Source organism: Paractinoplanes ferrugineus (genome assembly GCF_016862195.1).
In the GTDB taxonomy this organism is placed as follows: domain Bacteria; phylum Actinomycetota; class Actinomycetes; order Mycobacteriales; family Micromonosporaceae; genus Actinoplanes; species Actinoplanes ferrugineus.
In genome coordinates this window covers 50,612-75,158 of record NZ_BOMM01000002.1, presented here as the reverse complement: position 1 = coordinate 75,158, position 24,547 = coordinate 50,612, and the positions used below count along the sequence as shown (strand labels likewise).

Here is a 24,547-nt window from a genome sequence, read left to right as displayed (position 1 = left end):
CGTCAGCCTGGGGTGCAGCCGGTCCTAGCTGATGGCGATGGCGACGGCGACGTCGTCACTCGGGCCCCGCCGGACCCCGTCCAGGACCGCCGTCCACGACGTGCGTCCGGGCTCGAGCGCGCGACAAACGAGTACGGCCCGCCCGGGATGAACTGATCAGCGTTGTGGCCACGGCCATACTCGTGACAGAACAGCCGGTCCGGGCTCGTCGCGGCATCGGGTCGCAGCCACGGGCTCACATCGACCGCGAGCATCACCGGCCGTTATCCGCGCGTGGCCACACCAGCCCCGCCAGCACGATCCGCAGCTGTTCAACATCGATCTGGCCCTGATTCAACCCGTCGTATATGGCACCGTGACCCCGCCAGTGCTCCGCCACCAAGGTCAGATCCACCAACGCCCTCACCGGCACCTCGGTGCACAACATCATCGCAGCACACATCGCCAACGAGGCCTTCGCAATTAACCCGCCTCGTCGCCGAAGACGTAGCCCGGCTCTGAGCGGAGAACTGTCAGCCAGCCGGGGCATGGTGTCCGCGCCGCGCCACCCCGCTGCGCCGGGGCGCGGCGAAGATTCCGGCGCTTTATCGAATTCCAGAAAGGGTAAAACATTGGGAAGCGACGGGATAGGCCGCGAGCCCCACTTCCTCGATCAGCTCGGCCATTCCGACCGACGGATTCAACTCCCGGACCAATGATTCCGTCAGCGGCACGGTCCTCCATATTTGTTCCACGGCTTCCCTGGAAACCGGCATCGGGTAATAGGTCTCCGCGAAATCCACATAAAGTGGGGGAGCTTCTTCACAAAGAACCCGCATCATTTCAGAACCATCGACATCCGACGAACTGGTATCCGTCTCCGGAAGATCGACGCTCCCGTGCCGCCATTGCCCGTCCGTCGCCGCCCGCCACATACAGAAGGTAGCCGAAAGAACATCCTTATACATGAAACTTGGCTCTTCGAGAAGGCTTTCAAACTCCGCAGGAAGACCGTCGAGCATCCCAGGCCAAAGCTCATCGCTATTCTCTGCCGGGCTCATCGGTGACTCATGAGCGAAACCACGAACGAACGCGCCTGCCGGAAAAGTGACAGACAGATCATCGCCAGTCCCGCTGTCCATCCAGAACAACTGCGAATCGAGCCGCCATTGGACTGAATAAAAATAGCGGCGCGAATCTGCATTCGGACACAGGATTGCGTCCAGCACAGCTAAAGACTGCGCACGCTGCCGTAGTAGCCCTATGCTCGGCATGATTCGGGCAATCTCATAGACGGACACTCATCATCCAATCATTCGGGCCACCTTCATACTGGCTGGAAAACCGGCTATCTCGGCACGTCAATCAGGTTAAGACCACGTGCGTCTCGCATCAACCCTGCCTCGCCCAACGTTCGTTCGTCCCATTCGTCGACCGTGCTGTTTGATTTGCTCCGGTTACACGCCCGACAGGCGACACATCCATTATGCGCCGCCTCGCAGCCATTCCGCGGCCCGGCCGAAGCCGGGCCGCGCGCACGCGCTATAGGCCTACGGCCCCGCGCGCACGCCCGCCTACGTCAGATCACGCACGGCTTGGACGAAGCTCCGCACTTTCAGAGACACCGCAGCAGATAGATCGGAAGATATCGATGTTGCGTCGGCTTTGACGGCAACGATGACGGCAACGCCGTCGCACGTCGGCAGACTTCGGCGCACGCAGCACCGACCTGGCTACAGATTGTAGCCAGGTCGGTGCGCCGCATTACGCGAGCTTTTATCGACGAGAATTGCTCGCCGAACCCCTCGCCCTAGAGACCCTATTCGGAATCCAGCGGGTAGGAGTCAAGCCAATCCCAGTCGCCCGGCAGGCCTCGCAAGAAGGACAGACCTCGATCCAATGCCTCACGCAGGGAGCGGAAGTCAGAATGGAACGACGCCGATTCACCCAACCCCGGGCCAGACAGCATTAGCGTCCACGGTTTTTGCCCGAAGCCAAACCTCTCGTGGTCAACCTTGAGCAATGCAGAGACCCCACGACGACCCAAGTCCTCCATCAGTTCGGGGAGGCCGAATCCAGTTTCGATCATTAGTAGCCCCTCAGCATACCTGCGATTTCACCGACATCCATCGTATGGCCCTTCTTGGTCGAGTCACTGACTCGGGCAATCACCGACCAGAGATCATCCGATGTCGGTCCGCTGATGACGTTATTTCTGCGCATCAATTCTGAGACGACTGCATGAGCGGTCCGTTTGTTGCCGTTATTGTACATGTGCGAACCGGCAATATCTCGAATCATGACCCCGGACTTCTCCCAGAAGCTTCCATATCGAGAAGCATTCGCCAAAGCATTGGCTGCCGATCCGTTCAGTTCTCTTTCGCCACCGAAACTGCGATTGATGGCATCGATCTCGTCGGGCGCGACACCATTCTTAAAGCCACCGCCGCAGTTGTGGACGAGGACCGGGGTTGTGCCGGCGAGCACATAGTACGTGTGGACGTCTTTGATGGTTAGGTCGTACATGGTCTGGGCGTCGGTGAAGTTGTTGACGCTCAGGACTGTGATCGAGGTGCCGTCGGTGGAGCGGAGACTGTCGCCTTCGGTGAGGTCGCCAGCGTTGACCCAGCGCTGTTGTGTCTCGTCCCAGAACGGGTGGTACTGGGTGGTGTGCACAACCGTGGCCTGGCCGTCGGCCTTCACGGTGACATCGGTCAAGGCGGTGTCATGGTTGACGTGGACCTCGTCGACCACCCGCTCGGACTTATCCCCCGTCTCCGGGTCGCCGGCCAGCACGTGGTCGCCGACCTGCACGGCACCGATCTGCTTGGCAGTCCCGTCCGACATAACCACAGCCGTGGTCGGAGCGAAGCTGTGACAACTGGGCTTCGGTAGGGCCGCGCCCTCAGCCGATTCCGCGGCACCGCGCGTGAAGGCTCCGCGGGTCAGGCCGCTGGCTATGTTGCTGGCTTCCTTCTTCATGGCGGCGGCACCCGCGTTGAACGCGGCCCGGCCACCCGCTCCGGAAGCCAAGTTGGAGAAGCCCGCCCTGAGACCCGCGTTGCCTATGGAGCCCAGACCGCCGGTGAAACCGCCGACCACCCCGCCGATCGCGCCCTGAACCAGCATGCCGCCGAGACTGAAGTTGCCCTTGTGCTCGACCTTGGTCTCGACCGCGTACTGCACCATGCTGCCGACCGCACCCGCGGCGGCCCCGCATGCGACCGCGCCCACACCGGTCCAGCCGATCGCCGCCTCGCAACCCAAGCCGACCACGATGCCTGCGGCGGCGCCGGCGATGACGGCCTTGTGGTCGTCGATCCAGCCGCCGGCCTTGCACGTCCAGCCACACTTCTTTTTCTTCTTCGGCGTCGGCTTGCTCGACGGCTGATCGTCGTCGTTGTTGCTGCCGTTCTTCAGGAGCTGATATGCCTCGTTGACACTCTGTTGGCTACCCCCACCGTCCGGCGTCGCGAACATCTCGCCGGACGGGTCGGACTTCATGACCGGGCTGTTGTCGGAGTAGGCGTAGCCCTCCATCGACTGCGGGTCGCCGCTGTCGAGTACCGGGTCGACCGAGATGAAACGGCCCAGGGCCGGATCGTATTCGCGGGCACCGAGGTGAGTCAGACCGGTCGGATCGGAGGTGCCGCCGACGAAACCCTTCGTATTCACCCACGGCGTCGATGTGCCGCGGGCCGTGCCGAACGGAGTCTGGCGGCGGATCGTCGACGTCTGGGTCTGCTCGTCGACGCTGACGTTCTGAGTGCCCTGGTGGTCGGAAGCCAGCCAGGTCAAACCCGACGACGTACGCTGCGCGACCGTGCCACCGCCGAATGAGTAGTAGCGGGTACAGCTCGTAGCGCCCGTGCTGTTGGTGAAGCGCACCTCTTCGTTCGGCAGGTAGAGCGTCTTTCCACCGGTGTCGCGGCTGATCAGCCGGTTGCCGTCGGCGTCGTACAGGTAGCTGGTGCTGCCGGCCGTGTCGGTGACGCTCTGCAGGTTGCCCTCGGCGTCCCAGACCAGGGTCTGCGTGCCGTTCGGGCCGGGGCGGGTCTTGGTGTTGCCGGCCTTGTCGTAGGTGTAGGCCGCGGAACGGGTGCCGGTGTTGTCGGTCGTGGTAGTGCCGTCCAGGCCGTGCGGCTGACCGGTGGTCGGGTCCGTCGGGGTGCTGTCGGTGTAGGTGTAGCTGGTGGTGACATCACCGTTGGCGGTTCCGTGGTCGGTGAGCGAGGCGCGGGCGCCGCCCAGGCTGTAGGTGTAGCTCTGCCAGTACGGCGCGGCTCCGCCCAGACCGGCCGTGGACCGGGCCGTTGCGCAGTTGCCGGAGGACGGTGTCCAGGCTTCGGTCAGCCGCTGGTAGCGGTCGTAGGTGAAGCACTGTGTGTCGGCCGCGGCGTCGTCGGCCATCTTCGTGACATTGCCGGCGTCGTCGTACGTGTAGTGCAGGTCGGTGACCGTGTTGGGCGAGATGCCGTCACGGTGGACGCTTATCTCGTTCATCCGGCCGGTGGTCTGGTCGGTTTCGAAGTTCAGGTAGGCGCGCGAGCCGGTGCCGCTGTAGAAGCCGGTGTAGAGCGTGTACTGCGTGGCGTGGCCCAGCGCGTCGTACTTGCTGTCGGAGACGATGCTCGACCCGGTCTGCGTGCCGTAGGAGTTCAGCAGCGTCGAGGGCTGGTCGTCACCGTTGTAGCCGTAGAATGCGGTTTCCAGTTGCAGGTCACCGCTGGTGGGATAGCCGGCCGCCCGTACGCTCCCGTCGGCGTTGTAGCCGGTGGAGAACTTGTAGTCGCCACCGAGCCCGTTCTCCCCGGACGGAATCGTGACCATCGACTCGGTCGGCTGGTAATGCTGGTCGTACTTGTTGACCGCCGTGATGTAGCGCTTGGTCCCGTCGATCCGGCTGGACTGGGAGGGCCGGCCCAGCACCCGCGTGGTGGTGCCGTCGAAGAGGGCCTGGTCGTAGTCCCACTGGGCGAGCTGGCCCGACGAGGAGACGCTCGTGCCCTTGTAGAGTCCGATCTTGCGGTCGAGCGCGTCGTAGGTGTGGAACAGCTGCGCGTTGTTGCCATCCTGGCTGGTGGTGAGCTTGCCGGCGTCGTCGTACTTGTACATGGACTTGCCGGCGTCCGGGTCGGTGCTGCTGATCTTGCGGCCGCGGAGGTCGTAGGTGTAGGTCCACTTGCTGCCGTCGGGCGTGGTGACCGAGTCGAGCAGGCCTTTCGCGTTGTAGGCGTAGTCGGTGTGGTCGTAGTCGGTGCCGGTGGCCGACCGGGTCGGATACTGCCGCAGCTGGATGGTGCGGCCGCGAGCGTCGACCCAGGTCGAGGACGCGGTGGCGCCGGTGGGCGGTTCGACGTCGGTGTGGTCACCGCCGTAGACCGTTGTGGTACGCCAGCGCTCGACCGTGCGCGGCTGGAAGATCGAGCTGATCGCCCGGCCGGCGCCGTCGAAGACGGTCCGGGTCTGGTTGGGTACGTCCTCCTGCTGCATCGGCTTCACCACCGACGTGCCGGGCGAGCCGGTCGGATCCCAGTAGGCGCCGTTGCTGAGATAGGCGCGTCCGGCGGCGTCGTAGAACGTGTCGGTGAGGATCCGGCCGCCCTTCGGCGACGACGTCTGGGTCTGCCGGGTACGCAGGAGGCCGTCGTAGAGGGTGTACGACTTCGTGACCCCGCCGGTCGGGTTGATGTGGCTGGTGGTCACGGCGTTCACGCCGTCGGTGCGGATCAGGTAGTCGTAGGCGACGTCAGCGGGATCCGACAGGCTGCGGCCCGGGGACCACATGCCGGTGAGCCGGCCCAGACCGTCGTACTTGAGGGTGGTCCGCAGCTGGTTGACGTCGACCGTAGCGGTGGCCAGACCCCAGGCCGGCTCGATGATGCTTGTCGTGGTCCAGCCCATCGGGTTGGTGTCGACGGTCTGCGTGACCGGCCCGGTCCGGGCGGGCGTGTACGCCGTCGCCGAATGATGGTCGAGCACGTCCCACGAATCGACCACCCGGCCGAGGTCGTCGTAGGCCGACTTGGTGACCGCCTTGTAGCTGGGACTGCCGTTGTTGTAGGCGATCATCTGGTCGGTCTCGGTGACGTCGCCCTTGGTCGGCGCGACACCGTACCCGTGACTGTCGTACAGCGTGAGCGCGTCCCCGATGACGTTCGCCTCGGCGACGGTGCCGCCGGTCTGGCCGCAGCCCACCGCGTACGTCTGAATTCGCTGCGGCAGCGACGTCAGCCACAGCGTGGTGTTGCGGGGTTCGTACGTGGTGGCCGTGCATTGTTCGTCGCCGGTCACCGCCTCGTCGCCGTAGTCGTCGGTGCGGGTCGGCATCCCGTAGTCGTCGAACGTGGTCTTGGTGTAGGTCGTCCGGGTCCACGGCGCGTGGTCGAGCGTGACCCGCGAGTGGGTGCCTTCGATGTTGACGAACCGGGACTCCACTGTCGCACCGGCGATGGTGCGGGTGGCCCGGGCGGCCGACTTGACCGGGTCGTTGATCTCGCCGGACACCTCGGCGCCGTCGGGCCCGTTGAGCGTCCGCGTCTCCCGGACCATCCCGGTGTACGCGTCGTCGTCGGCGACAAGCACGCTCCGCGAGTCCTTGACCGAGGCGGACCGCTTGGTGGTCGCGGTGAGGTAGTCGCCGTTCATGCCGCGGAAGTAGGTCGACTCGGTGTAGGTCTGGCCGCCTGGATCGCCGGTGGTGACCCCGACCTTCTCGTAGCCTCGCCACTGCGACCAGGTCTTCGCGTCGTCGTCGATGAGCCCGTCGTCGTCGGTGTAGTGCCACGCCGGTGTGCCGATGTAGTCGTAGTGATGCAGGACGCGGGTGGCACCGCCGGTGCGGTCGGTCTCGGTGACCTCGTTGACGACGTAGCGGTTGAAGTAGTCGGTCTGCTGGGGGTATCCGGACGGCGTCCACTTCACCGGGTAGCAGCGTTTGGTGTTCTGCGCCGGGCTCGACGGCTTGCTGGTGGGCGAGCAGTCGGTGTCGAGGTAGTCGACGTGGACGATCGCACCGGTCTCGCTGTTGATGTCGGTGAGGCGCCGCCAGTTCATGGGCGGTGCGTTGTCGACGGCGTCGACCCGGTTGGGCAGGTTCTTGCCGGTGAACGTCACGTCCGGGATCGACGTACCGTCACCGCCGCCGACCAGGCCGACGTGCGAGATCTTGGCAAGCCACAGGCCGGCCCGGGTGCCGTCCTCGGGGTCGGGGTAAGAGTGGGTGAGCGTCCACCGCTCGACATTGCGGAACTTACCGGTAAGCGCCTCGTACGTGCCGGTGGTGACGGTGGCGAGGCGCCGGGTGCTGAAGAACGACGGCATCCGGGCGGTGCAGGTGGTGCTGCTCGTGCAGGCCAGGTCCCAAGGTGTGTCCGGCCAGTGGGTGCCGTCGTGGACGGTGCAGTTGTTGAGGCAACGATCGTCGTAGCCGAAGTCGACTCGAGCGGACGCGTGCCCGTTGAAGATCGTGTCGGTGCCGGTGGCGAGATCGGGTTCGACCCGGGTGCCGTACGAGACGTGGTCGAGACGGCCGCCCCGGATGTAGGACTTCACCCCGACCGCGGACGACTGGTAGTTGTTCGAGTCCGTCCCGTACCAGAACGACATGGTGTTGTAGTGCGGGTCGACGACGTAGTCGAGGTTCCAGCGCCAGCCCTGCACGCACGACGACGCCGCGAACGTGTCCTTGTGGCATTTCTCGCCCGTGTTGTTGCCGAAGACCGGCACGGTCCACGCCGACATCGTGGTGTCACCGGACGAGTAGCCGGGCAGCTTGTTGCGACCGAACCAGTACTGCGTGCCGTTGGCCGAGGTGACGACCCACCACTCACCGTTGTAGGTGCCGTTGTCCGCGCCGAACCGCCGCTCGATCCTCGAGCCGTCGTCGTTGCGGAGGTGCCACAGGTTCTCGTTGGCGTTGTCCCGGATCAGGTCGCCACCGGAGCCGTTCAGCGACAGCGACGCGTTGTCGGTCACCCAGCACTCGTCGTCCGAGGTACCGCCGTCGGAGCTGCAGTTCCTGTAGCGCCGCTCGATGAACCCGCTGGTGCCGAGCTCGAAACCCTCACCGATGTCGGACGGCTGATTGTTCGACGAAACCATCCGCCCGTCGACCGACTGCGACGAATAGCCCAGCTCCACCGTGGGCATCGGCCCGTTCAGGCCCGGCGGCACGCGCATCGGGAAGGACCAGGAGAAGTTTCCGGAGGATCCACCGGCCGACCAGGTGCCGGACGCGTTGAGCGTGGTCGCGCCGTAGCTGCCGGTCGGTCCGGTCGGGGTGGCGGCGAGCGCCATCAGCGTCGACGCCCCCACGGCGACGTCGGCGGTCGCCTGCTTCGCGGCGACATCATTCCGGGTGGGGACCGGCTGGCCGGCGCATTCCTTGCGCTCCGGGGTGGTCAAGGCACAGTCGGGGAGCCGTACGAGTTGGAGCCGTGCCGCCCAGTCACCCCCGTACGCGGTCGCGAACTTTCTGTAATCGACGCTCACCCCGACAGAACCGCTCTTCGTGAGCGACCCGGCCGTTCGGCCCACGCGGAAGAGCAAGCCGGCCATCTTCGCGCGGGCCGAGGTCGCCTGATCGAGGATTTCCACGCGCGTGGTTGAGGAAGCCTGGCCGGCGACCCGAACCGGCGCGGGGCCGTCCGCCGTGGGCCACACCGGTTTGGGCTGGTCGGCAGCCCGCTTGGCGTGGTCGGACGGAAGCGACTTCACAGGCACCGCACGCACAGCGACGTCAGGCTGCACGGCTGCCGCGGGCGGGGCGTAGGGCTTGGGCTTGGCCGCCCAGGCCGGTTGCTGCTGCAGGGTGACGAGCAGGGCGGCCGACATCGCGAACGAGACCGCCGCGCCGAGCCGGGAGTTCCACTTGTGCATGACCGGCTCAGCTTTCTTCGATGGGGACAGGCTGAGAGAACGTGATGGCTTTGCTGGCGCGCAGCGCTCGCATGACGGTCTCGTAGTAACTGACGCCCTGCTGTTCCGGGCCCCAGGTCCAGATCTCGATGTCGTTGCCAGTGGCAGCCGAGTCCGGCAGGTTCTTGAAGGCCACGGTCTGATTGCCGCTCTCGTCGAAGATCACCTCGAAGGTGAACCGGACATTCGGGTGATCGGTGAGGACGGCGTCGCGCCATTCGATGACGGTCCTCCGGTTGGGCGCCGTCCCCGACGTGCCGGTGTACACCCTCGTCTGGCTGTCGGCCTTGACGTCGCTGGCCGGCCACACCCATAGGCCGCCTGCGAGTGCGTTGCCGTCGGTGTCCGAGGTGAACTGGATCTCACCCTTCTCGATCACGCCCACGGACGAGACTGTGCGTCCGAAGTACGGGATCTGGAAGCCCAGTGGCACCGTCACCGGAGTGTCGCCGTTGAGCGCCACCGCGGTGGCGCCCGGCGTGAACGCCGTCGTGGTCGGAGCGCAACTGGGGTCCCAGTCGTCGATGCGGGGCACCAGCGTGAGGTCGACAGTGCGGTCGCCGGTGACCTCGAGGTCCGGCTCGCTGTTGCGCACACAACCGGCCAGCCCCCAGAGTCCGTACGTCCCTTCCTCGACGTCGGTGAACTCGTAGTGGCCGGCGGAGTCCGTCCAGTCCTCGTAACCTTCCATGTACGCGTAAGCGCCCAGAGCGGGCTGGCCGTCGTAGTAGGCGGTGCCGGAGACCGTGTAGCTCGGGATCGGCCACGCGTCGTCGGGGTAATCGAAGAGCAATGCCGTGTTGTTGGCCAGGGTCGGCGTCTCGAAGACGTGCTGCACCGCGTATCCACCACCGGGACTGGTGATGCCGACCGCCGCGACCGCGCCCTTCGAGTTGTCGTCATAGAGCCCCGAGTAGAGGAATGTGATGTCGCCGTTGGGCGCGAGCATCACCTCGAAGTTGAACCGCGGTGCGGTGGCCGGGTCGTCCGTGACGAAGCGGACGTTGCGCCACTCGATGAGGAAACGCTGAGCGGCCCCGGTCCCGCTGGCCTTCGTCCACACGCTCGACTGGGAGTCGAGCTCGAGATCGGCCCAGAACGGCATCAGGGCGGCAACCGGCGCGAAGTCGCGGGCCGGCAGGCTGACCGGAGCGTAGTCGATCCAACCCTTCGGGTCCGAGAACGTCATCACGCCGTTCGTGGAGAGCCACGCCTGGTTGTAGGTCTTGCCGTAGTAAGGAAGCGGGAACGGCAGCGCGATCGGGCCGCTGACCTCGTCGTCCCCGGTCAGGTCGACCTTCGTGGTACCGGATGTGAACGCGGTGTTCGGCGTTTCCGCGCAGCGGTAGCCGAATCGGTCGCCTTCGGACTTGAGTTGCAAGTCGCGAACGGTCGCGGAGTGGATCTCCACCCCGGTTGTGGCGGTAGCCGCCGCACAGCCGGTGCCGAGTCCCGACGCGCTCACCGAGTAGTCGCCCTCGTCCATCCCGGTGAACGTGTAGCCGCCGGTTGCGTTCGAGGTGGTGGTCAGGTCGCCCGGTCTGAGCAGAACCGTGACGCCGCTCAGCGGGTTCCCGTTGGCCCCGTCGGTGATCCGTCCGGTCAGCGACGGCGCCGTGGTGAACTGCACGATCTCGGCCGCGGCCGCCGACTCGGAGCCGGCCGCGTCGACGCCCCACGCGAAGAACTGCGCCGCGCCCTCGGAGGTCGACGTGACGGTTACGGTGACCTGCCCGCCGGCGGACGGCAACGTCACCGTCGTCGCCGCACCCGTGCCGAGCTGGTATTTCACCTTGGTGACCGCGGTGTCGCCACCGGCGCTGAGCACCGCGGTCAAGTTCCGCCCGGCGTAGGTGCTCTTGCTGCTGAACGTGATCAACGGCGGGTTCGGATAGTTGATCAGCGCGAACTCGTGCTCGGCGCTGCCCACGACCCGGCCGTAGATCCGCACGTCGTCGATGGCACCCGGGAAGTAGCTGCCGGAGGACGCCCGGCCGACCGTCACCGCCCCGGTGGCATCGAACGAGGTCGCCGTGGCGGTCGACGTCTGTAGGGTGCCGTTGATGTAGAGCCGCAGCGCGTGCGAGGTGCCGTCGTAGGTGGCCAGCAGTCGGGTCCAGGCGCCGGTGGGGGCGACCGCGTTGGACAGCACGGCGACCGTGGCCGGCGCGCTCACGTCGGTCGGCGCGACCGCGAACCGCCACTTCTGGTCGGGTACCGAGTAGCTGAGCTGATAGGCCGACGTGTTGGAGCCGCTCTGGGCGACGATCACTCGCTGACCGGAGCCGGTCAGCGAGTCCAGCTTCACCGTGGCGGCAATCGTGAAGCTGCCGTTGGAGTGCAGCGTCTTGGCCGCGCCGGTGTCCGGGTCCTTGGTGGCGATCGGCCCGCCCGTGGCCGCGGATTGCGAGCCGCCGTCCAACTGGAGGGCCTTGCCGTAGCCGCCACGCCCGGCCACCCACGTCCCGCTCGCGGTGAGGGTGTTGCCGTGCATACTGCCGTCGATGCCGGTCTGGCCGTCGAATGTCCACCGCGCGTCGGGCCCGGTGCCGGCTCGCACGCTGAACGTGTAGGTGAGCGGCGCCGAGTAGTTTCCGGCCTTGTCCCTCGTCCACACCCGCATGTTGAAGGTCTGATCGGCGTCCGGCGTGATCATGACGGTCGCCCCGGGGCTGGTCTGGGTCGCCGCGACCTGGGTTGCCGCGGCCGCGCTGACGCCGGGGTCGAGCGTGTAGGCGTAGCCGGCGAAGTCGGCCGGGACGACGCTGGGCGGCTGCAGGGTGAAGCTTCCGGCGGTGCCGACACCGCCGTGAAACTGCCCGTCGTTCGGATAGATCGTCGAGGTGACGCCCGCGGATGGGCCGGGTGCCGTGACGTCGACCTGGAACTCACAATTGGCCGAGTACTGGCCGTAGTCGATGCTGTCGTTGGCGATGGCCTGCACGATGTAGACCCCGCCGTCGGTCAACTTCCCGGCCGGAATGGCGGCGTTCGCGTACTGGCCCGAGACGACCGACGTCTGTGCGGCGGTCTGCGTGCTGGTGCGGCTGCCGCCGTAACTGTAGTAGTAGAACCAGCCGGTGAGCAGCTTGGCCGTGCCGTCGGGGTCGCTCACCCGAGCCCGCAGCGCCGGTGTCAGCGTCCGAACGTAGGGCCGCGAAGCGCCCCGCGTGCACGGCTGGCCGTCGATGGTGATCTGGTCAGGCACGCTCGGGTATGAGTTGTAGATGACGGTGAGCAGCGCCGTACCGGCGTCGAACTTCTTCCACTGATTGAGGCTGCTCTCGTCGACCGCCCGCAGACCGAGGGCGATGGTGCCGTTGGTGCCGCCGGACGCGGTCTGCAGCGCCGAGGTGACCCCCCACTCGGTCCGCCGCCGCACCTTGTCGTGTGCGTGGCTGTTCGCGGTGGCGAAGACTTTGCCGCTCCAGCTCGCGGAGTTGTTCTTCCAGTTGGTCGCGGAGTTGATCGCACCGACGACCTTCACCTGGGTGCCGTAATTGGTATTCGTGTAGGAGTAGACGGTGTCCATCGACAGCTTCGCGTCCTGGACGTGCTTCTGCAGAAGCACGGAAATGTTGAACGCGAAGATCGATCGATAGATCATCGAGACCGGCTGGTTGGTGTAGCCGACCTTGGCACACTGGATCGACGCGTATGGACTCGGACAGTCCTGTTTGTCGTGGCTCCAGTACTCCTGATCCGGATACTTACTGTTGATCATCGTCCAGGCGGTCTTGCCGAGTGCCGGGTCGATGTAGACCGGGAACTTGGTGGCCCGGTCCCGCAACATTGTGATGTCCGGGCGGACGATCAGATCGTTGGCGGCCAGTTGCACAGGCATCGCACGGCGGGCAGCACCCGGGGTCACGACCCGGGCGGGCGGGCTGTCCCGCACCGGCGTCGAATCCCACATGACCGGGTTGCCGGAGCCGAACAGCGTGGCGCCGGAGTCGTCGACTGCGCGCAACACCCCCGACTCCTCCTGCTCGAGCCGCAGCCCCTTGACCGTCGTGTGGAACCGGATCTCGGCCAGTGCCGGGTTGGCGGCGGCTGTCGCGTTCTTGACCACGAGGACCTCGGAGAACCCTTCGGCCTGCGCGGTGAGAACCAGATCCACACCGGGAAGGACGTCGGCGTACGTGGCATTCGCCCCGGACAGAGTCGGAGCCGGAAGCGCGGCGGTCCAGTGCAGTCCGAGTTCGGCGCCCCCCTTGCCGAGGGTCGCGGCCGGTCCGGTGCCACCCCCGGAGAACGAAATCTTCAACGACGTCGCAACCGGTGTGATCCGCCCATCGGCGGCGCGCTTCAGCGTCGGGTCGGGCTCGACCCAGTGCCCATCGGAGCCGAGGACTCGCTGGACAGTCGCCGCGGTCTCGGCGGTGAATGATCCATTCGGGTTCGCGTAGACCCGGGTCTTCTCGCCGAGCCCAGCGAGCACCTCGACCCGACCCTCGCAGCTCGCTGCGGCCTTGGTGGCGGCGGTTTCGTCGGCGGCACTGGCGGGACATCCGGCCGGTGGCACGGCCATCGCCGAGGGCGCCGCACTCACCACGGCGACCGGAATCAGAAGGACTGCCGAAAGATTGGACAGGCAGAATCGCGCACGCCGACGCACCAACGCCACCGTCTTCCCCGTTAAGAAGGCCGCAAAAGATGGATGGGCGTCCGGTTTCGGTTGAACGCTGATCGGAGATTAGGCACTCGCGCCATACATCGTCAAGAGCATCAATATTGACTATTATCTAAATAAACGTGACGTTATGGATGTCGGATCGCATTACGCAGGCGGATTCCGCTGAAACCGACGGAGCTGGCGATCACCTCGTTCCAGAACGGCCACAGGTTGGGCAGCAGGCGCAGTTGGATGCCGGCCGCCTCGTGGCAGGCGAGCAGGCTGCCGATCGGCTCCGGGTCGGCCAGGGGAGTCACCGGCTCGGTGGCCACCATGGCGTGTGGGTCGGAGCCGGGGGAGGCGATCGGCGCGAAGGCGGTGGCGGCGAACCGGTAGGTGTAGACGGTGGTCGTCCGCATCGCGTCCAGCCAGCCGTACTCGATGGCGTGGGCGCGGCTCCCGCAGCCGGCGCCGATGAGCCGGGCCCGGTCGTCGGGGGTGGTGGAGTCGCGGATCCACGCCATCGCGCGCGGGCACTGGCGCGGAAACCAGTAACTGGGGGCGTTCCGGGCGTCGACCGCCCACACGTAGGGCGTCGTCTCGGCGGATGTCGCCGCTACGTGTGGGATGAAGCGCTTGATTGTCGGGTCTTCGGAGAAGTGCAGGACCTCGCCCGGGTTCGGTCGCATCCGGACAGAATTACAGGTGCACCACCGAGCGGGCGCCCTCGCCGCGGGACATGCGGTCGAACGCCTCCGGTACGTCGGCCAGGGTGATGCGGTCGGAGATGAGGTGGTCGATGTTCAGGTCGCCGGAGAGCACGTCGGCGGCCAGCCGAGGGATCTCGGTGTCGAAGTCGGCGGCACCGTAGACGGATGAACGCAGGGTGCGGGCCGACGAGAAGATGTCCAATGCGGACAGCTGGACCAGGTCGTCGTTGCTGCCCATGCCGACCACCGTGACGTGGCCGCCGCGGCGGGTGGCGCGCCAGGCGGCGCGGATCGTGGCGGCCCGGCCGACGCATTCGATGGCGTGGTCGGCGCCGCGGCCCTCGGTGCGGATGCGGATCTCCTTGGACAGCGCGTCGGAGGAGACCACGAAGTCGGTGGCGCCGGCCGCGGCGGCGAGTTCCTGCTTGGCTTCGGAGACGTCCACCGCGATGACCGAGGAGGCGCCGGCCGCGCGGGCGGCGGCCACCGCCGAGAGGCCGACGCCACCCAGGCCGATCACGACCACCGACTCGCCCGGGGCGACCTCGGCGGTGTTGCGTACGGCACCGGTTCCGGTGAGCACGCCGCAGCCGAGCAGGGCGGCCTTCTCGAACGGCAGTTCCGCCGGGACCCGGATGACGGCGTTGGCCGGTGCGACCACGTAGTCGGCGAACGCGCCGAGGCCGAGCGAGACGTGTACCGGCGCGTCGTCGAGGGTGATGCCGTTCTCCAGCGCGGCGATACCCGACGACGTGGCGCACAGCCACGGCTCGCCGTTCGAGCAGAACCAGCATTCGCGGCAGGGTGGCTGCCAGTTGAGCACCACGTGGTCGCCGGCCGCGGCTCGGGTCACGTGCTCGCCGGCCTCGACCACCTCGCCGGCGGCTTCATGACCGAGCACCAGGGGGTACGGGGCCCGGATCGTCCCGTTCACCATGGACAGATCCGAGTGGCACACACCAGCGGCCCGGACGCGTACCTTGACCTGACCCGGTCCGATCTCGGGCAGCCGCAGCTCGGCGACGGCCGGCCGAGCACCGGCGGAACTGACGACCAAACCGTTGAAGTAGTTGCTCATCGCTGAATCGCCTTCGTCTGCTGGAACTCGGCCAGACCGTATTCGCCGAGCTCGCGCCCGACGCCGGACTGCTTGTACCCGCCGAACGGCGCAACCGGGTTGAACGCCCCGCCGTTGATGTCGACCGCACCGGTACGCATCCGCCGAGCCACCGCCAGGGCCCGGTCGGCCGAGCCCCACACGCCGCCGGCCAGGCCGTAGCGCGAGTTGTTGGCGATCGCCACGGCTTCGTCGTCGTCGGCGAACGGGATGATCGACAGAACCGGGCCGAAGATCTCCTCCTGGGCCAGCTCCGACGCCGGGTCGACGTCGGCGAACACGGTCGGCGCGACGAAATGCCCCTTTTCCGGGAGCACAGCATCCGGTCCCCCGGCAACGAGACGCGCGTCGGCCCGGTCCACGAAGCCGCGTACCCGGTCGCGCTGGGCGGCGGAGACGAGCGGGCCGAGCCGGGTGCCCTCGTCGAAGGGGTCGCCGACGGTGTAGCCGGCGGCGGCCTTGGCGGCCAGCGAGACCGCCTCGTCGTAGACCGAGCGGTGCACGAGCATCCGGGTCCAGGCGGTGCAGGTCTGACCGGAGTTGAGGAAGGCGTTGCCGACCCCGACCTTCACCGCCTTGACGACGTCGGCGTCCTCGAGGATCACGTTGGCCGACTTGCCGCCCAGCTCCAGGGCGACCCGGGCGATGCGGTCGGCGGCCGCGTGCGAGATGGCCCGGCCGGTGGCGGTGGAGCCGGTGAACGACACCATGTCGATGCCGGGGTGACCGGCGATGGCCGCGCCCACCTCCGCGCCGGTGCCGGTGACCAGGTTGAGCACCCCCCTCGGGACCTCGGCCTCGAGCGCGGCGTCGAACAGCAGGTAGGCGACGAGCGGGGTCAGCTCGCTGGGCTTGAGCACCACCGTGCAGCCGGCCGCCAGGGCCGCCGCCACTTTCGCCACCACCTGGTGCAGCGGGTAGTTCCACGGGGTGATGGCCCCGACCACGCCGACCGGTTCGTGGACGACCAGGGAGTTGCCGATCGTCTCGGCCGGCTGCGGGCGTACGGCCAGATCCGCGTACCCCCGAAGGACCGTGAGTGGAAGTCCGGCCTGCACCGCTTTCGCGACCTTGAGCGGCGTGCCCAGCTCGAGCCCGACGGTCTTCGCGATGTCGCCCGCCCGGGCGGCGAGCGCGGTGTGCAGCCGGTCCAGCACCTCGCCGCGGTCGGCCATCGACCGGCCGGCCCAGCTGTCGAAGGCGTCCCGGGCCGCCGTCACCGCGCGGTCGACGTCGTCCGCCGTGCCGGCCGGAACGTGCGCGATGGTCTCCTCGGTCGCCGGGTTCTCGACGCCGATCGTGGCGGCGGACGACGGCGGCACCCACGCGCCACCGATGAACAGATGCGGACGGTCCAGCGAAGTCATCGGCGACTCCCCATTTCTGTCTTCAGGCCGTTGATGAGCAGGTCCAGGCCGAGTTCGAAGGCACCTTCGTCCACGGCTCGCTGATGCGCCGCCAGCCGGGGCGCGTTGTGCAGGTGCGGATAGCGGTCGTACAGCTCGGGGTCGATGTCGAAGCCCAACGCGAACGAACCTAGCGCCGAACCGGTGACCAGGTAACGCATGAGCGCGCCGATGTGGGTGGCGCGGGCCGGTGGCCAGCCCGCGTCGACGAGCGCGCCGAAGACGGCTTCGGCCATGGCGAGGCCGGCGGGCCGGCGGCCGGGCCCCTGGGCGAGGACCGGGACGATGTTCGGGTGCTGGGCGAGCGCGGAGTGGTATTCGGTGGCCCAGCGGCGCAGGGCCTCGGGCCACTCGTGGCGCTGGAAGACCGACAGATCGATGGTGGCGATGACCGCGTCGACCACCGCATCCACGATGTCGGCCTTGGTGGGGAAGTGGTTGTAGAGCGACGGGCCCCGCACGCCGAGCTCGGTGGCGAGCCGCCGCACGCTCAGCGCCGCCAGCCCTTCGGCATCAACCAGCGCGCCGGCCGCGGCGACGATCCGCTCGCGGGTCAGCAGCGCCTGTTTCGGTCGCGCCATCGAAGCACCCTTCCCAAGGAAAACTTACGCCGCTAGTTTAAGCCCATGGACTTCTCGCTCACCGACGAGGAACGTGCGATTCGCGATACCGCTCGTCAGTTCATCACCAAAGAGGTCATGCCGCTGGAGCAGGAAGCCCTGCTCCGCGAGCGCCGCCACCAACCCGGCCTCGAGCTCAGCGAACTGCGCGAGCTCCAGCAGAAGGCGAAGAAGTTCGGCTTCTGGGGCCTGGCCACCCCGGAGGAGTACGGCGGGATGAACCTGCCGGCGATCCTCCAGTCACTGATCTGGACCGAGCTGGGCCGCACCTTCGTGCAGTTCAAGTTCGGCGGCGAGGCCGACAACATCCTCTTCTACGCCAACGAGGAGCAGAAGCGCGAGTTCCTGCTGCCGACCATCGAGGGCGACCGGATCTCCTGCTTCGCGATCACCGAACCGGGCGCCGGCTCGGACGCCGCCAACATCAAGCTCCGGGCCGTACGGGACGGAGACGACTGGGTCCTGAACGGTGAGAAGACGTTCATCACCAACGGCAACGACGCCGACTTCGCGATCGTCGTGGCGGTGACCGACCCGGCTCGGCGGGCGAACCAGGGCGGCGCCACCGCGTTCCTGGTCGACAAGTCGATGGGCTGGCGCTCCGAGTTCATCCAGACGATGGGCGAGGGCGGGCCGGCCGCGCTGATCTTCGACGACGTCCGGGTGCCGCACCGCAACATCCTCGGCGAGCTCGGCCAGGGCTTCGAACTGGGCATGAAATGGATCGGCAAGGGCCGCTACCTGATCCCCTCCAACGCCCTCGGCATCGCCGAGCGGGCCCTCGGCATGGCGATCGACTATGCGAACACGCGCGAGACCTTCGGCAAGAAGATCGGGACGAATCAGGCCATCCAGTGGATGATCGCCGACTCCGAAGTGGAGATCGAGGCCGCCCGCTGGTTGATCCTGCGCGCCGCGTGGACCGTTGACCAGGGCGAAGACCCGAGGCACTCTTCATCAATGGCCAAGCTCTACGGCGCCGGGATGGTCAACCGGGTCGTCGACCGGGTCATGCAGGTTCACGGCGGCATGGGTTACACCCGCGAACTCCCGATCGAACGGTGGTACAGGCAGGTCCGCCTGATGCGGATCTACGAGGGCACCGACGAGATGCAGCGGCTGATCATCTCCCGCGACCTGCTCCGGGGTTACACGAAGATCGGAGGACACCTCGCATGACACAGTTGTCGCTGGCCACCGTCCTGGCCGAGGCGGCCCGGAAATACCCCGCGCAGCCGGCGGTGATCGACAGCCTGACGGGTGAGCGCATCACCTACGCCGACCTGTGGTCCCAGACCCTGGCGTACGCCGCCGGCCTGCGAGCCCTGGGAGTCGGAGCCGGCGACACGGTGGCCATCCAGATCCCCAACCTCGCCGACTTCCCGCGGGTCTACTACGCGGTGCTCTCGGTCGGCGCCACGATCGTGCCGATGCACCTGCTGCTCACCCCGGCCGAGAACGCCTACGTGCTCGAGGACAGCGGCGCCTCGCTGCTTGTCGCGCATTCCTCGCAGCTCGCCAACGCCACCGAGGCCGCCGGGCGGACCGGGACCAAGGTGGTGTCGGTCGGGCCGGCCGTCCCGGGGATCGAACGGCTGGAGGACGCGTCGGCGGCGGTGCCGCCGCTGCGCACCTACGAGAGCCGCGAGGCCGAGGACGTCGCCGTCGTCTTCTACACCAGCGGGACGACCGGCAAGCCCAAGGGCGCGCTGCTCACCCACCTCAACCTCGTGATGAACACGATGGTCAACGTCTTCGACATCCACGACCTGCGACCGGGCGACGTCGTGCTGGGGTGCCTGCCGCTGTTCCACACGTTCGGCCAGACCGTCGGCATGAACGGCACCTTCCGGCTCGGCGGGACGCTGGTGCTGATGGCCCGGTTCGCCGGGGATGCCGCGATCGACCTGATGGTCAAGGAGAACGTGACCATCTTCCACGGCGTACCGACCATGTACATCGGTCTGCTGGAGGCCGCCCCCAAGGCCGATCGCCTGCCTGAGCTGCGGTTGTGCGTCTCGGGTGGGGCGTCGCTGCCGGTGGCCGTGCTCGAGAAGTTCGATCAGGTCTTTCAAGCGAAGATCTTCGAGGGGTACGGGCTGTCCGAGACCTCGCCGACCGCGACCACCAACCAACCCGCCTTCGGCACCCGGCCGGGCACGGTCGGACATCCGATCTGGGGGGTCGAGGTGGAGATCGCCCGGCCCGAGATCGACGACCGGATCGAGCTGATGGACGCCGGTGAGCTCGGCGAGATCGTGATCCGGGGGCACAACGTCTTCGCCGGCTACCTCAACAACGAAGAGGCCACCGAGCAAGCGGTGGTCGACGGCTGGTTCCGCTCCGGCGACCTCGGCACCAAGGACGAGGCGGGCTTCATCACGATCATCGACCGCAAGAAGGACCTGGTGATCCGGGGCGGCTTCAACGTCTACCCGCGCGAGGTCGAGGAGGCCCTGGCCCGGCACCCGTCAGTGGTGCAGGTCGCGGTGATCGGGGTGCCCGACGCGGTGCACGGCGAGGAGATCTGCGCGGTGGTGGTTCCTGATCCGGGTGGCGTCACGGCCGAGGACCTCATCGAGTGGTCGAAGGAGAAGCTGGGCCGGCACAAGTACCCGCGCCAGATCCGGTTCGTCGAGTCGCTGCCGCTCGGGCCGAGCATGAAGGTGCTCAAGCGGGAGCTGCGCAAGACCTACTCAGCCCCGGCTTCGCCGGAGTAGCTCCGGGAGCTCGGCCACGATCGGCTTGTCCGCGGGCAGCCAGGGCACACTGTCCAGCTCGTCCGCGGACAGCCAGCGTATGGCAGTGTGCTCGAGCGCCCGCGGCTGGTCGCCGCCGAGCAGAGTGACGGCGAACACCCGCAGCACGGCACGGCCGTGCGCGAGCGGCACGTCGGGACCGATCCGGTCACCGACCTCGACGCGGACGTCCAGTTCCTCGACGCACTCGCGAGCGAGCGCATGTTCGTCGGACTCGCCCGGCTCGACCTTGCCGCCGGGGAACTCCCAGCGGCCGGCGACCTCGGGCGGGGCGGACCGTTCGCATGCGAGGACGCGACCCTCGGTAATGATGGCTGCCGCCACGATTACTTTGCGTGACTTCGCGGCGCTGACCTGCTGTTCCCCCGGCATGAGATCAGAGCTTCCCATAAAAGTTAACCGTTCTGGTTGCCCGAGCCGTCCCGATCGTCACGCAAACACGGATATGTGGGCGTGGACATGTTTGCGCCGGAAGACAAGACTGTGGGCACCGACCATGACGACACGGCGACAGTTTGGCCACAAGCCGGCAACGACGCCTAGGGGGTGCGGCGATGCGGGCCAGAAGGCGACGGGGAAACCGGTCCGACTATCTGACCGATGCACTCGCTCTGCTGAGCGGGTGGGAGCGCGACGGCGTACAGCTCAAGCGCGAGCTGGCGTGCGACGAAAGTCAGCATGCCGCATTGACGGAACGAATCAAGGTGGCGGCGGACACACTGCACATCCGGCCGAGTATCCGGCGTTTCGACGGTCACACACAGATCTGTCTCGGCGACCGTGACGGCGAGGCCATCACCGACGGTGAGGTCACTTTGGCTGCGCGAATCGAAGATTTCTACCGCACCGTGGTGGGCAGTCAATAGCTACGCTCGGCCTCATGAGCGACGTCATCTACGACAACAAGGGCCAGCTCCAGCAGATCCAGAGCGGCCTGCTCGAGGGCGAGCAGATCATCGCCGTCTACGACGCGGTCGGGGCCGGTACCGGCTTCATCGGGCTGACCAACCGGCGCGTCATCATCCAGGACAAGTCGTTCGTCGGTAAGCGCGTCGCGATCACCAGCATTCCGTACAGCAAGGTGAGCAGCGTCAGCGTGGTGAGCAACAAGAGCTGGGCCGGCGAGTTCTTCTCCTCCGGCACCATCGTCATCACCGTCGGCACGCACCAGCACGAGGTGGAGTTTCGCGGGGTCGAGAAGACCCAGCACGTCCACAACGTGATCCTGCACTACGCGTCGTAGGTCAGCGTTCTGATGGGCAGCGGCGTCTCCACCACCGAGCCGTCCGCTGCCCGCTTCAGCTCGTAACCCTTCGGCCCGTCGCGATCCGCGACCACCTCGGCCAGCTCCGCTCCCCGATAGACCAGGGCGGCGCCGTCGTCGGTGGCATAGCCGTCGCCGAGTGTGCCGTCGGCGACCAGCTCGTGCATCTTGGGCCGCCGCTGCGCCTCGCCGTCGTAGTGCACCCCGTTGCTGTAGGGCAGCCAGCCCAGCCCGTCGGTGAAGCCGCGCAGCTCAGGGCCGTAGCTGTCGGTGCTGCCGCCCTGGTGCCAGCAGATCGAACCGGCCGAGATGCCGCCCAGGATCACACCCTGCTGCCAGGCCTCGTACAGGATCTCGTCGAGGCCGTGCGCGCGCCAGACCGCGCAGAGGTTGGCGACGCTCCCCCCGTGCACCCAGATGATGTCCTGGGACAGCAGGTGCCCCCGGATGTCGGAGATGTTGGGCATCGGAAACAGCGCCAGGTGCGACGGACGGAACTCGGTCCCGGCGAACGCCGAGTAGCACGCCCCGATCAGGGTCTGCGGATCACCCGTGGCCTGGGTGAGGAAACAGATCTTGGGTGCCGCCGAACCGGACAACTCGGCTGCGAACCGATGGATCCGGCCGGGGCGGAAGTCGTAGGGCCCGCGCGGTCCGTGCTCGAATCCGGCGCTTCCCGCAATGATCGTCGTCACCGCATCATCATGGCGCACGAATCGGCGGTCTCCAGGACGAGATCCGCCACCAGGTCGATCGCCTCCGACAACCGCAACGGATCACCGTCGGTCGCGCCGAAAGCCGCGTCCACCCGCTCCCGGAACCGCTCCGGAGCGCCCGGCAACCCGGCCGCGGCCGCCACCGCGCCCTTCTCGTTGATGAGCCACCGCCCGGCCGCCCCGTGCAGCGCGTGCGCGCACACCCCGACCGCCCGGAAGAGACAGCCGGCCACATAGGCGCTGTCCCGCCGAGACACCGCCTTGCGGGCCAGCGCGACGAGGAAATCGGCCTCCCACAGCCCGGCGACGAGCGACTCGGACAGCTTCGCCGGGAAGACCGACAGCTTCTCCCGCAGCGCGGTCAGCTCGCCGCTCCGGTCGACCAGGATGCGGCTGAGGGCGAGCTCCCCCGCATAGGCGTGGTCGGGAAACCCGAGCGGATGCCCGGTCTGCTGGTGGAACGCGTACTTCCCGCGCTCGGCGTCGGCCCAGCTCGCGAGCACCCGATCGAGATCGCGGTAGATCCAGTCGACGGCGGCACCGTCGATCTTCAGCCAGCCACCGCCGTCGACCCACGGGCCCCAGCCACCCGGCGCGGTGACCACCGCCGACGGGCCGGCGATCGACTTGGCCAGCCGGTCGAGCCGGTCCACGTCGAGCGGATGTCGGTAGTAGAGACCGACGTCGGTGTCGGAATCGTCGGCGTGGGCGCCGCGGGCCCGGCTGCCGCCCAGCACGATGCCCACCACGCCGGGCACCTCGGCGACGCGCAGGGCCAACTCGATCAGACGTTCATCGCTCAGCGACACGGCTCAAGTGTTCCCCGGGCGGACCCGTGCCGACACCGAATTCCCGGTCAGCAGGAGAGTTCGAGTTGATCGAGGAGCACGACGTCCGGGTCGGCGGTCGCGGCCGATTCGTCCGTACACGCGGCCGGCAGCCCGAGCGGAACGCACGGCCCGCACTCCGTGTGCCGGCGCGAACGCGACCCCAACGCCACGATCTCGTCCTGTGGCTGTTTGGTGACGGTCGAGTCGATCAGCCGCCGCGCGCCCGGCCGCCCGCGCGTGACAGTCACGGAATAGCGCACCGTCTCCATCCCGGGCACGCCGGGCCGCTCGACCCGCCGGGTGCCACGCGGCAGGGTCGGGTCGCGGAACACCTGCGTCTCGAACGGGATCGCCCGCGTCTCCACCTCGGTCCGGGTGATGGTCACCGGCGCGGCCGGGCGCGCGGCAGTCGTCGACGTGCCCGCCGGCGCATGCGGCCGGACCTGCGGCCGGGTCTGAGTCTGCGTTCGGGTCTGCGGCCGGGTCTGGATCCGGGTCCGGGTCCGCACCTGGGGGCGGGTCTGCAGCTGGGGGCGGGCCTGGACCCGGGTCCGGAGCTGAGTCTGCGGCCGGGCCCGCGGCTGGGTCCAGGTCCGGGGCTGCGTCCGGGTCCGAGACTGGGTCCGGGTCCGGGTCCGAGGCTGGGTCCGGCCCTGGGCCCGGGTCCGGGCCTGGCTCTGGGCCCGGGTCTGCGCTTGGGCCCGGCCCTGGGCGGCTGCCGTCCCCGGCCGCCGGAAGTCGGCCGAGGACCGGGGCAGAGTGCGGTCGGCCGGACTGACGTCGCGCACCACCGGCGGGAGCGGGTCCCCACGGAAGACCGGTGGCTCGACCGGCGATTCATCGGCCGGCGGGACCAGTGCCGGGCCGGCCGCTGCCCGCCCCGCGTCGGTATCCGCCTCGGTCTTGTCGTCGCCCAGCACAAGGGTGGCGATGCCGATGACACCACCACCGACGACAAGCAGCAGCGCACTGGCGAGGGTTGTCATCCGTACCCAGAACGGCAACCTGGCCCACCAAGACTTTCGTGGCATTTCAAGCAGTTGCTGCCAAGAGTCACTAGTTGTCTGGTTTTGCACCACAGCATTGTGCATTGCGAAGCTCGGAGCGCAAGCATTCGCCCCGCGCTCGTACGATCGATGCCATGTCCGCCACCACACCCCCGGACGGGCTCACCTCGCTTTCCACGGAGGAGGAGGCGGTCATGCGTGCCCTGGGCCGCCTGATGCTCGTCCTGCCACGGGCCCTCAACAATGACCTCGAGCGCGAACAGCGCATGACCGCCAGCGAGTACAGCGTGCTGCGCCACCTCTCCGAGTCGAGATGCGGCCGCATGCGCATGAGCGAGCTCGCCCAGGCCTGCGACATGTCCCTGAGCGGCATGACTCGCCTGGCCGCGAAGCTGGAGCGACAGGGCTACCTCAAGCGCACCAAATGCGACTCGGACGCCCGCGGCTGGAACGCCGAGCTCACCGATCAGGGCCTGGCTCGGCTCCGCGAGGCGTGGCCGACCCACCTCGCCAGCGTCCGCCGGCACATCTTCGACCACCTGTCGGAACTGGACCTCCACAAGCTCGCCAACGCCCTGAATGCCATCGCCGCCGACTCTTGACGT

17 protein-coding genes and 1 pseudogene are annotated in these 24,547 nt (G+C 67.6%); 5 read left to right on the top strand and 13 right to left on the bottom strand.

Translation table 11 applies throughout. The features are described from left to right. Positions 1 to 2: 2 nt before the first annotated feature. The 9 genes and pseudogenes from Afe05nite_RS44810 to Afe05nite_RS02650 form a co-directional block, all read right to left on the bottom strand. Positions 3 to 427 (bottom strand): annotated as a pseudogene (locus Afe05nite_RS44810) (transposase). Between the two features lie 157 nt (positions 428 to 584). Next, the gene (locus tag Afe05nite_RS02685) at positions 585 to 1,280 is read right to left on the bottom strand and encodes a hypothetical protein (RefSeq protein WP_203815327.1); all 696 of its coding nucleotides are present in this window, start codon (positions 1,278 to 1,280) and stop codon (positions 585 to 587) included. A gap of 518 nt (positions 1,281 to 1,798) precedes the next feature. Further along, on the bottom strand, positions 1,799 to 2,068 hold the full coding sequence (locus tag Afe05nite_RS02680; RefSeq protein WP_203815326.1) for a hypothetical protein: 270 nt from the start codon (positions 2,066 to 2,068) through the stop codon (positions 1,799 to 1,801). Then, entirely contained in the window at positions 2,068 to 8,859 is a 6,792-nt protein-coding gene (locus Afe05nite_RS02675; RefSeq protein WP_203815325.1) for a polymorphic toxin-type HINT domain-containing protein, read from the bottom strand. Before Afe05nite_RS02675 ends, Afe05nite_RS02680 begins: the two co-directional genes overlap by 1 nt. 7 nt (positions 8,860 to 8,866) lie before the next feature. Beyond that, positions 8,867 to 13,450 carry an NIDO-like domain-containing protein gene (locus tag Afe05nite_RS02670; RefSeq protein ID WP_203815324.1) on the bottom strand — a complete coding sequence of 1,528 codons (4,584 nt, stop codon included), beginning with the start codon at positions 13,448 to 13,450 and terminating at the stop codon, positions 8,867 to 8,869. 209 nt (positions 13,451 to 13,659) lie between these two features. Then, on the bottom strand, positions 13,660 to 14,202 hold the full coding sequence (locus Afe05nite_RS02665) for a DUF6886 family protein (RefSeq protein WP_203815323.1): 543 nt from the start codon (positions 14,200 to 14,202) through the stop codon (positions 13,660 to 13,662). Positions 14,203 to 14,212: 10 nt separating this feature from the next. Continuing rightward, positions 14,213 to 15,301, bottom strand: a complete 1,089-nt coding sequence (locus tag Afe05nite_RS02660; protein ID WP_203815322.1) for an alcohol dehydrogenase catalytic domain-containing protein — start codon at positions 15,299 to 15,301, stop codon at positions 14,213 to 14,215. Continuing rightward, positions 15,298 to 16,707: an aldehyde dehydrogenase family protein gene (locus Afe05nite_RS02655; RefSeq protein WP_203815321.1), complete on the bottom strand. Its 1,410-nt coding sequence runs from the start codon at positions 16,705 to 16,707 to the stop codon at positions 15,298 to 15,300. Before Afe05nite_RS02655 ends, Afe05nite_RS02660 begins: the two co-directional genes overlap by 4 nt. Then, on the bottom strand, positions 16,704 to 17,327 hold the full coding sequence (locus Afe05nite_RS02650) for a TetR/AcrR family transcriptional regulator (protein WP_203815320.1): 624 nt from the start codon (positions 17,325 to 17,327) through the stop codon (positions 16,704 to 16,706). Before Afe05nite_RS02650 ends, Afe05nite_RS02655 begins: the two co-directional genes overlap by 4 nt. 45 nt (positions 17,328 to 17,372) lie before the next feature. Here Afe05nite_RS02650 and Afe05nite_RS02645 point away from each other — a divergent pair, with 45 nt between their 5' ends. Continuing rightward, complete coding sequence (locus Afe05nite_RS02645; RefSeq protein WP_203815319.1) at positions 17,373 to 18,545, top strand: acyl-CoA dehydrogenase family protein; 1,173 nt, start codon at positions 17,373 to 17,375, stop codon at positions 18,543 to 18,545. Continuing rightward, positions 18,542 to 20,086 carry a long-chain-fatty-acid--CoA ligase gene (locus tag Afe05nite_RS02640; protein ID WP_203815318.1) on the top strand — a complete coding sequence of 515 codons (1,545 nt, stop codon included), beginning with the start codon at positions 18,542 to 18,544 and terminating at the stop codon, positions 20,084 to 20,086. The genes Afe05nite_RS02645 and Afe05nite_RS02640 overlap by 4 nt, the downstream gene beginning before the upstream one ends. Here Afe05nite_RS02640 and Afe05nite_RS02635 read toward each other — a convergent pair. Further along, positions 20,063 to 20,497 carry a (deoxy)nucleoside triphosphate pyrophosphohydrolase gene (locus Afe05nite_RS02635; RefSeq protein ID WP_203815317.1) on the bottom strand — a complete coding sequence of 145 codons (435 nt, stop codon included), beginning with the start codon at positions 20,495 to 20,497 and terminating at the stop codon, positions 20,063 to 20,065. The genes Afe05nite_RS02640 and Afe05nite_RS02635 overlap by 24 nt on opposite strands. A 182-nt stretch (positions 20,498 to 20,679) precedes the next feature. Here Afe05nite_RS02635 and Afe05nite_RS02630 point away from each other — a divergent pair, with 182 nt between their 5' ends. Further along, complete coding sequence (locus Afe05nite_RS02630; RefSeq protein WP_203815316.1) at positions 20,680 to 20,991, top strand: pterin dehydratase; 312 nt, start codon at positions 20,680 to 20,682, stop codon at positions 20,989 to 20,991. A gap of 14 nt (positions 20,992 to 21,005) precedes the next feature. Continuing rightward, the gene (locus Afe05nite_RS02625) at positions 21,006 to 21,368 is read left to right on the top strand and encodes a PH domain-containing protein (protein ID WP_203815315.1); all 363 of its coding nucleotides are present in this window, start codon (positions 21,006 to 21,008) and stop codon (positions 21,366 to 21,368) included. On the opposite strand, the gene Afe05nite_RS02620 is transcribed toward Afe05nite_RS02625, so the two are convergent. From Afe05nite_RS02620 to Afe05nite_RS02610, 3 genes are read right to left on the bottom strand one after another with little or no spacing between them, the layout of a single operon-like run. Then, a complete protein-coding gene (locus tag Afe05nite_RS02620; RefSeq protein ID WP_203815314.1) occupies positions 21,356 to 22,084 on the bottom strand; it encodes a Type 1 glutamine amidotransferase-like domain-containing protein in 729 nt (242 codons plus the stop codon). The two genes, Afe05nite_RS02625 and Afe05nite_RS02620, sit on opposite strands and share 13 nt — an antisense overlap. Beyond that, a complete protein-coding gene (locus Afe05nite_RS02615; RefSeq protein WP_203815313.1) occupies positions 22,081 to 22,914 on the bottom strand; it encodes a nucleotidyltransferase domain-containing protein in 834 nt (277 codons plus the stop codon). Before Afe05nite_RS02615 ends, Afe05nite_RS02620 begins: the two co-directional genes overlap by 4 nt. Positions 22,915 to 22,961: 47 nt before the next feature. Beyond that, positions 22,962 to 23,921 carry a G5 domain-containing protein gene (locus Afe05nite_RS02610; protein WP_203815312.1) on the bottom strand — a complete coding sequence of 320 codons (960 nt, stop codon included), beginning with the start codon at positions 23,919 to 23,921 and terminating at the stop codon, positions 22,962 to 22,964. Between the two features lie 155 nt (positions 23,922 to 24,076). On the opposite strand from Afe05nite_RS02610, the gene Afe05nite_RS02605 reads away from it, so the two are divergent. Then, positions 24,077 to 24,544 carry a MarR family winged helix-turn-helix transcriptional regulator gene (locus Afe05nite_RS02605; protein WP_203815311.1) on the top strand — a complete coding sequence of 156 codons (468 nt, stop codon included), beginning with the start codon at positions 24,077 to 24,079 and terminating at the stop codon, positions 24,542 to 24,544. The last annotated feature ends 3 nt before the right edge of the window (positions 24,545 to 24,547 follow it).

Coding starts and splice junctions, on each gene's coding strand:
- Afe05nite_RS02655 (WP_203815321.1), bottom strand. CDS start 16,707: ATGACTTCGCTGGACCGTCCGCATCTGTTCATCGGTGGCGCGTGGGTG.
- Afe05nite_RS02625 (WP_203815315.1), top strand. CDS start 21,006: ATGAGCGACGTCATCTACGACAACAAGGGCCAGCTCCAGCAGATCCAG.
- Afe05nite_RS02650 (WP_203815320.1), bottom strand. CDS start 17,327: ATGGCGCGACCGAAACAGGCGCTGCTGACCCGCGAGCGGATCGTCGCC.
- Afe05nite_RS02675 (WP_203815325.1), bottom strand. CDS start 8,859: ATGCACAAGTGGAACTCCCGGCTCGGCGCGGCGGTCTCGTTCGCGATG.
- Afe05nite_RS02660 (WP_203815322.1), bottom strand. CDS start 15,301: ATGAGCAACTACTTCAACGGTTTGGTCGTCAGTTCCGCCGGTGCTCGG.
- Afe05nite_RS02665 (WP_203815323.1), bottom strand. CDS start 14,202: ATGCGACCGAACCCGGGCGAGGTCCTGCACTTCTCCGAAGACCCGACA.
- Afe05nite_RS02640 (WP_203815318.1), top strand. CDS start 18,542: ATGACACAGTTGTCGCTGGCCACCGTCCTGGCCGAGGCGGCCCGGAAA.
- Afe05nite_RS02635 (WP_203815317.1), bottom strand. CDS start 20,497: ATGCCGGGGGAACAGCAGGTCAGCGCCGCGAAGTCACGCAAAGTAATC.
- Afe05nite_RS02645 (WP_203815319.1), top strand. CDS start 17,373: ATGGACTTCTCGCTCACCGACGAGGAACGTGCGATTCGCGATACCGCT.
- Afe05nite_RS02680 (WP_203815326.1), bottom strand. CDS start 2,068: ATGATCGAAACTGGATTCGGCCTCCCCGAACTGATGGAGGACTTGGGT.
- Afe05nite_RS02630 (WP_203815316.1), top strand. CDS start 20,680: ATGCGGGCCAGAAGGCGACGGGGAAACCGGTCCGACTATCTGACCGAT.
- Afe05nite_RS02605 (WP_203815311.1), top strand. CDS start 24,077: ATGTCCGCCACCACACCCCCGGACGGGCTCACCTCGCTTTCCACGGAG.
- Afe05nite_RS02610 (WP_203815312.1), bottom strand. CDS start 23,921: ATGACAACCCTCGCCAGTGCGCTGCTGCTTGTCGTCGGTGGTGGTGTC.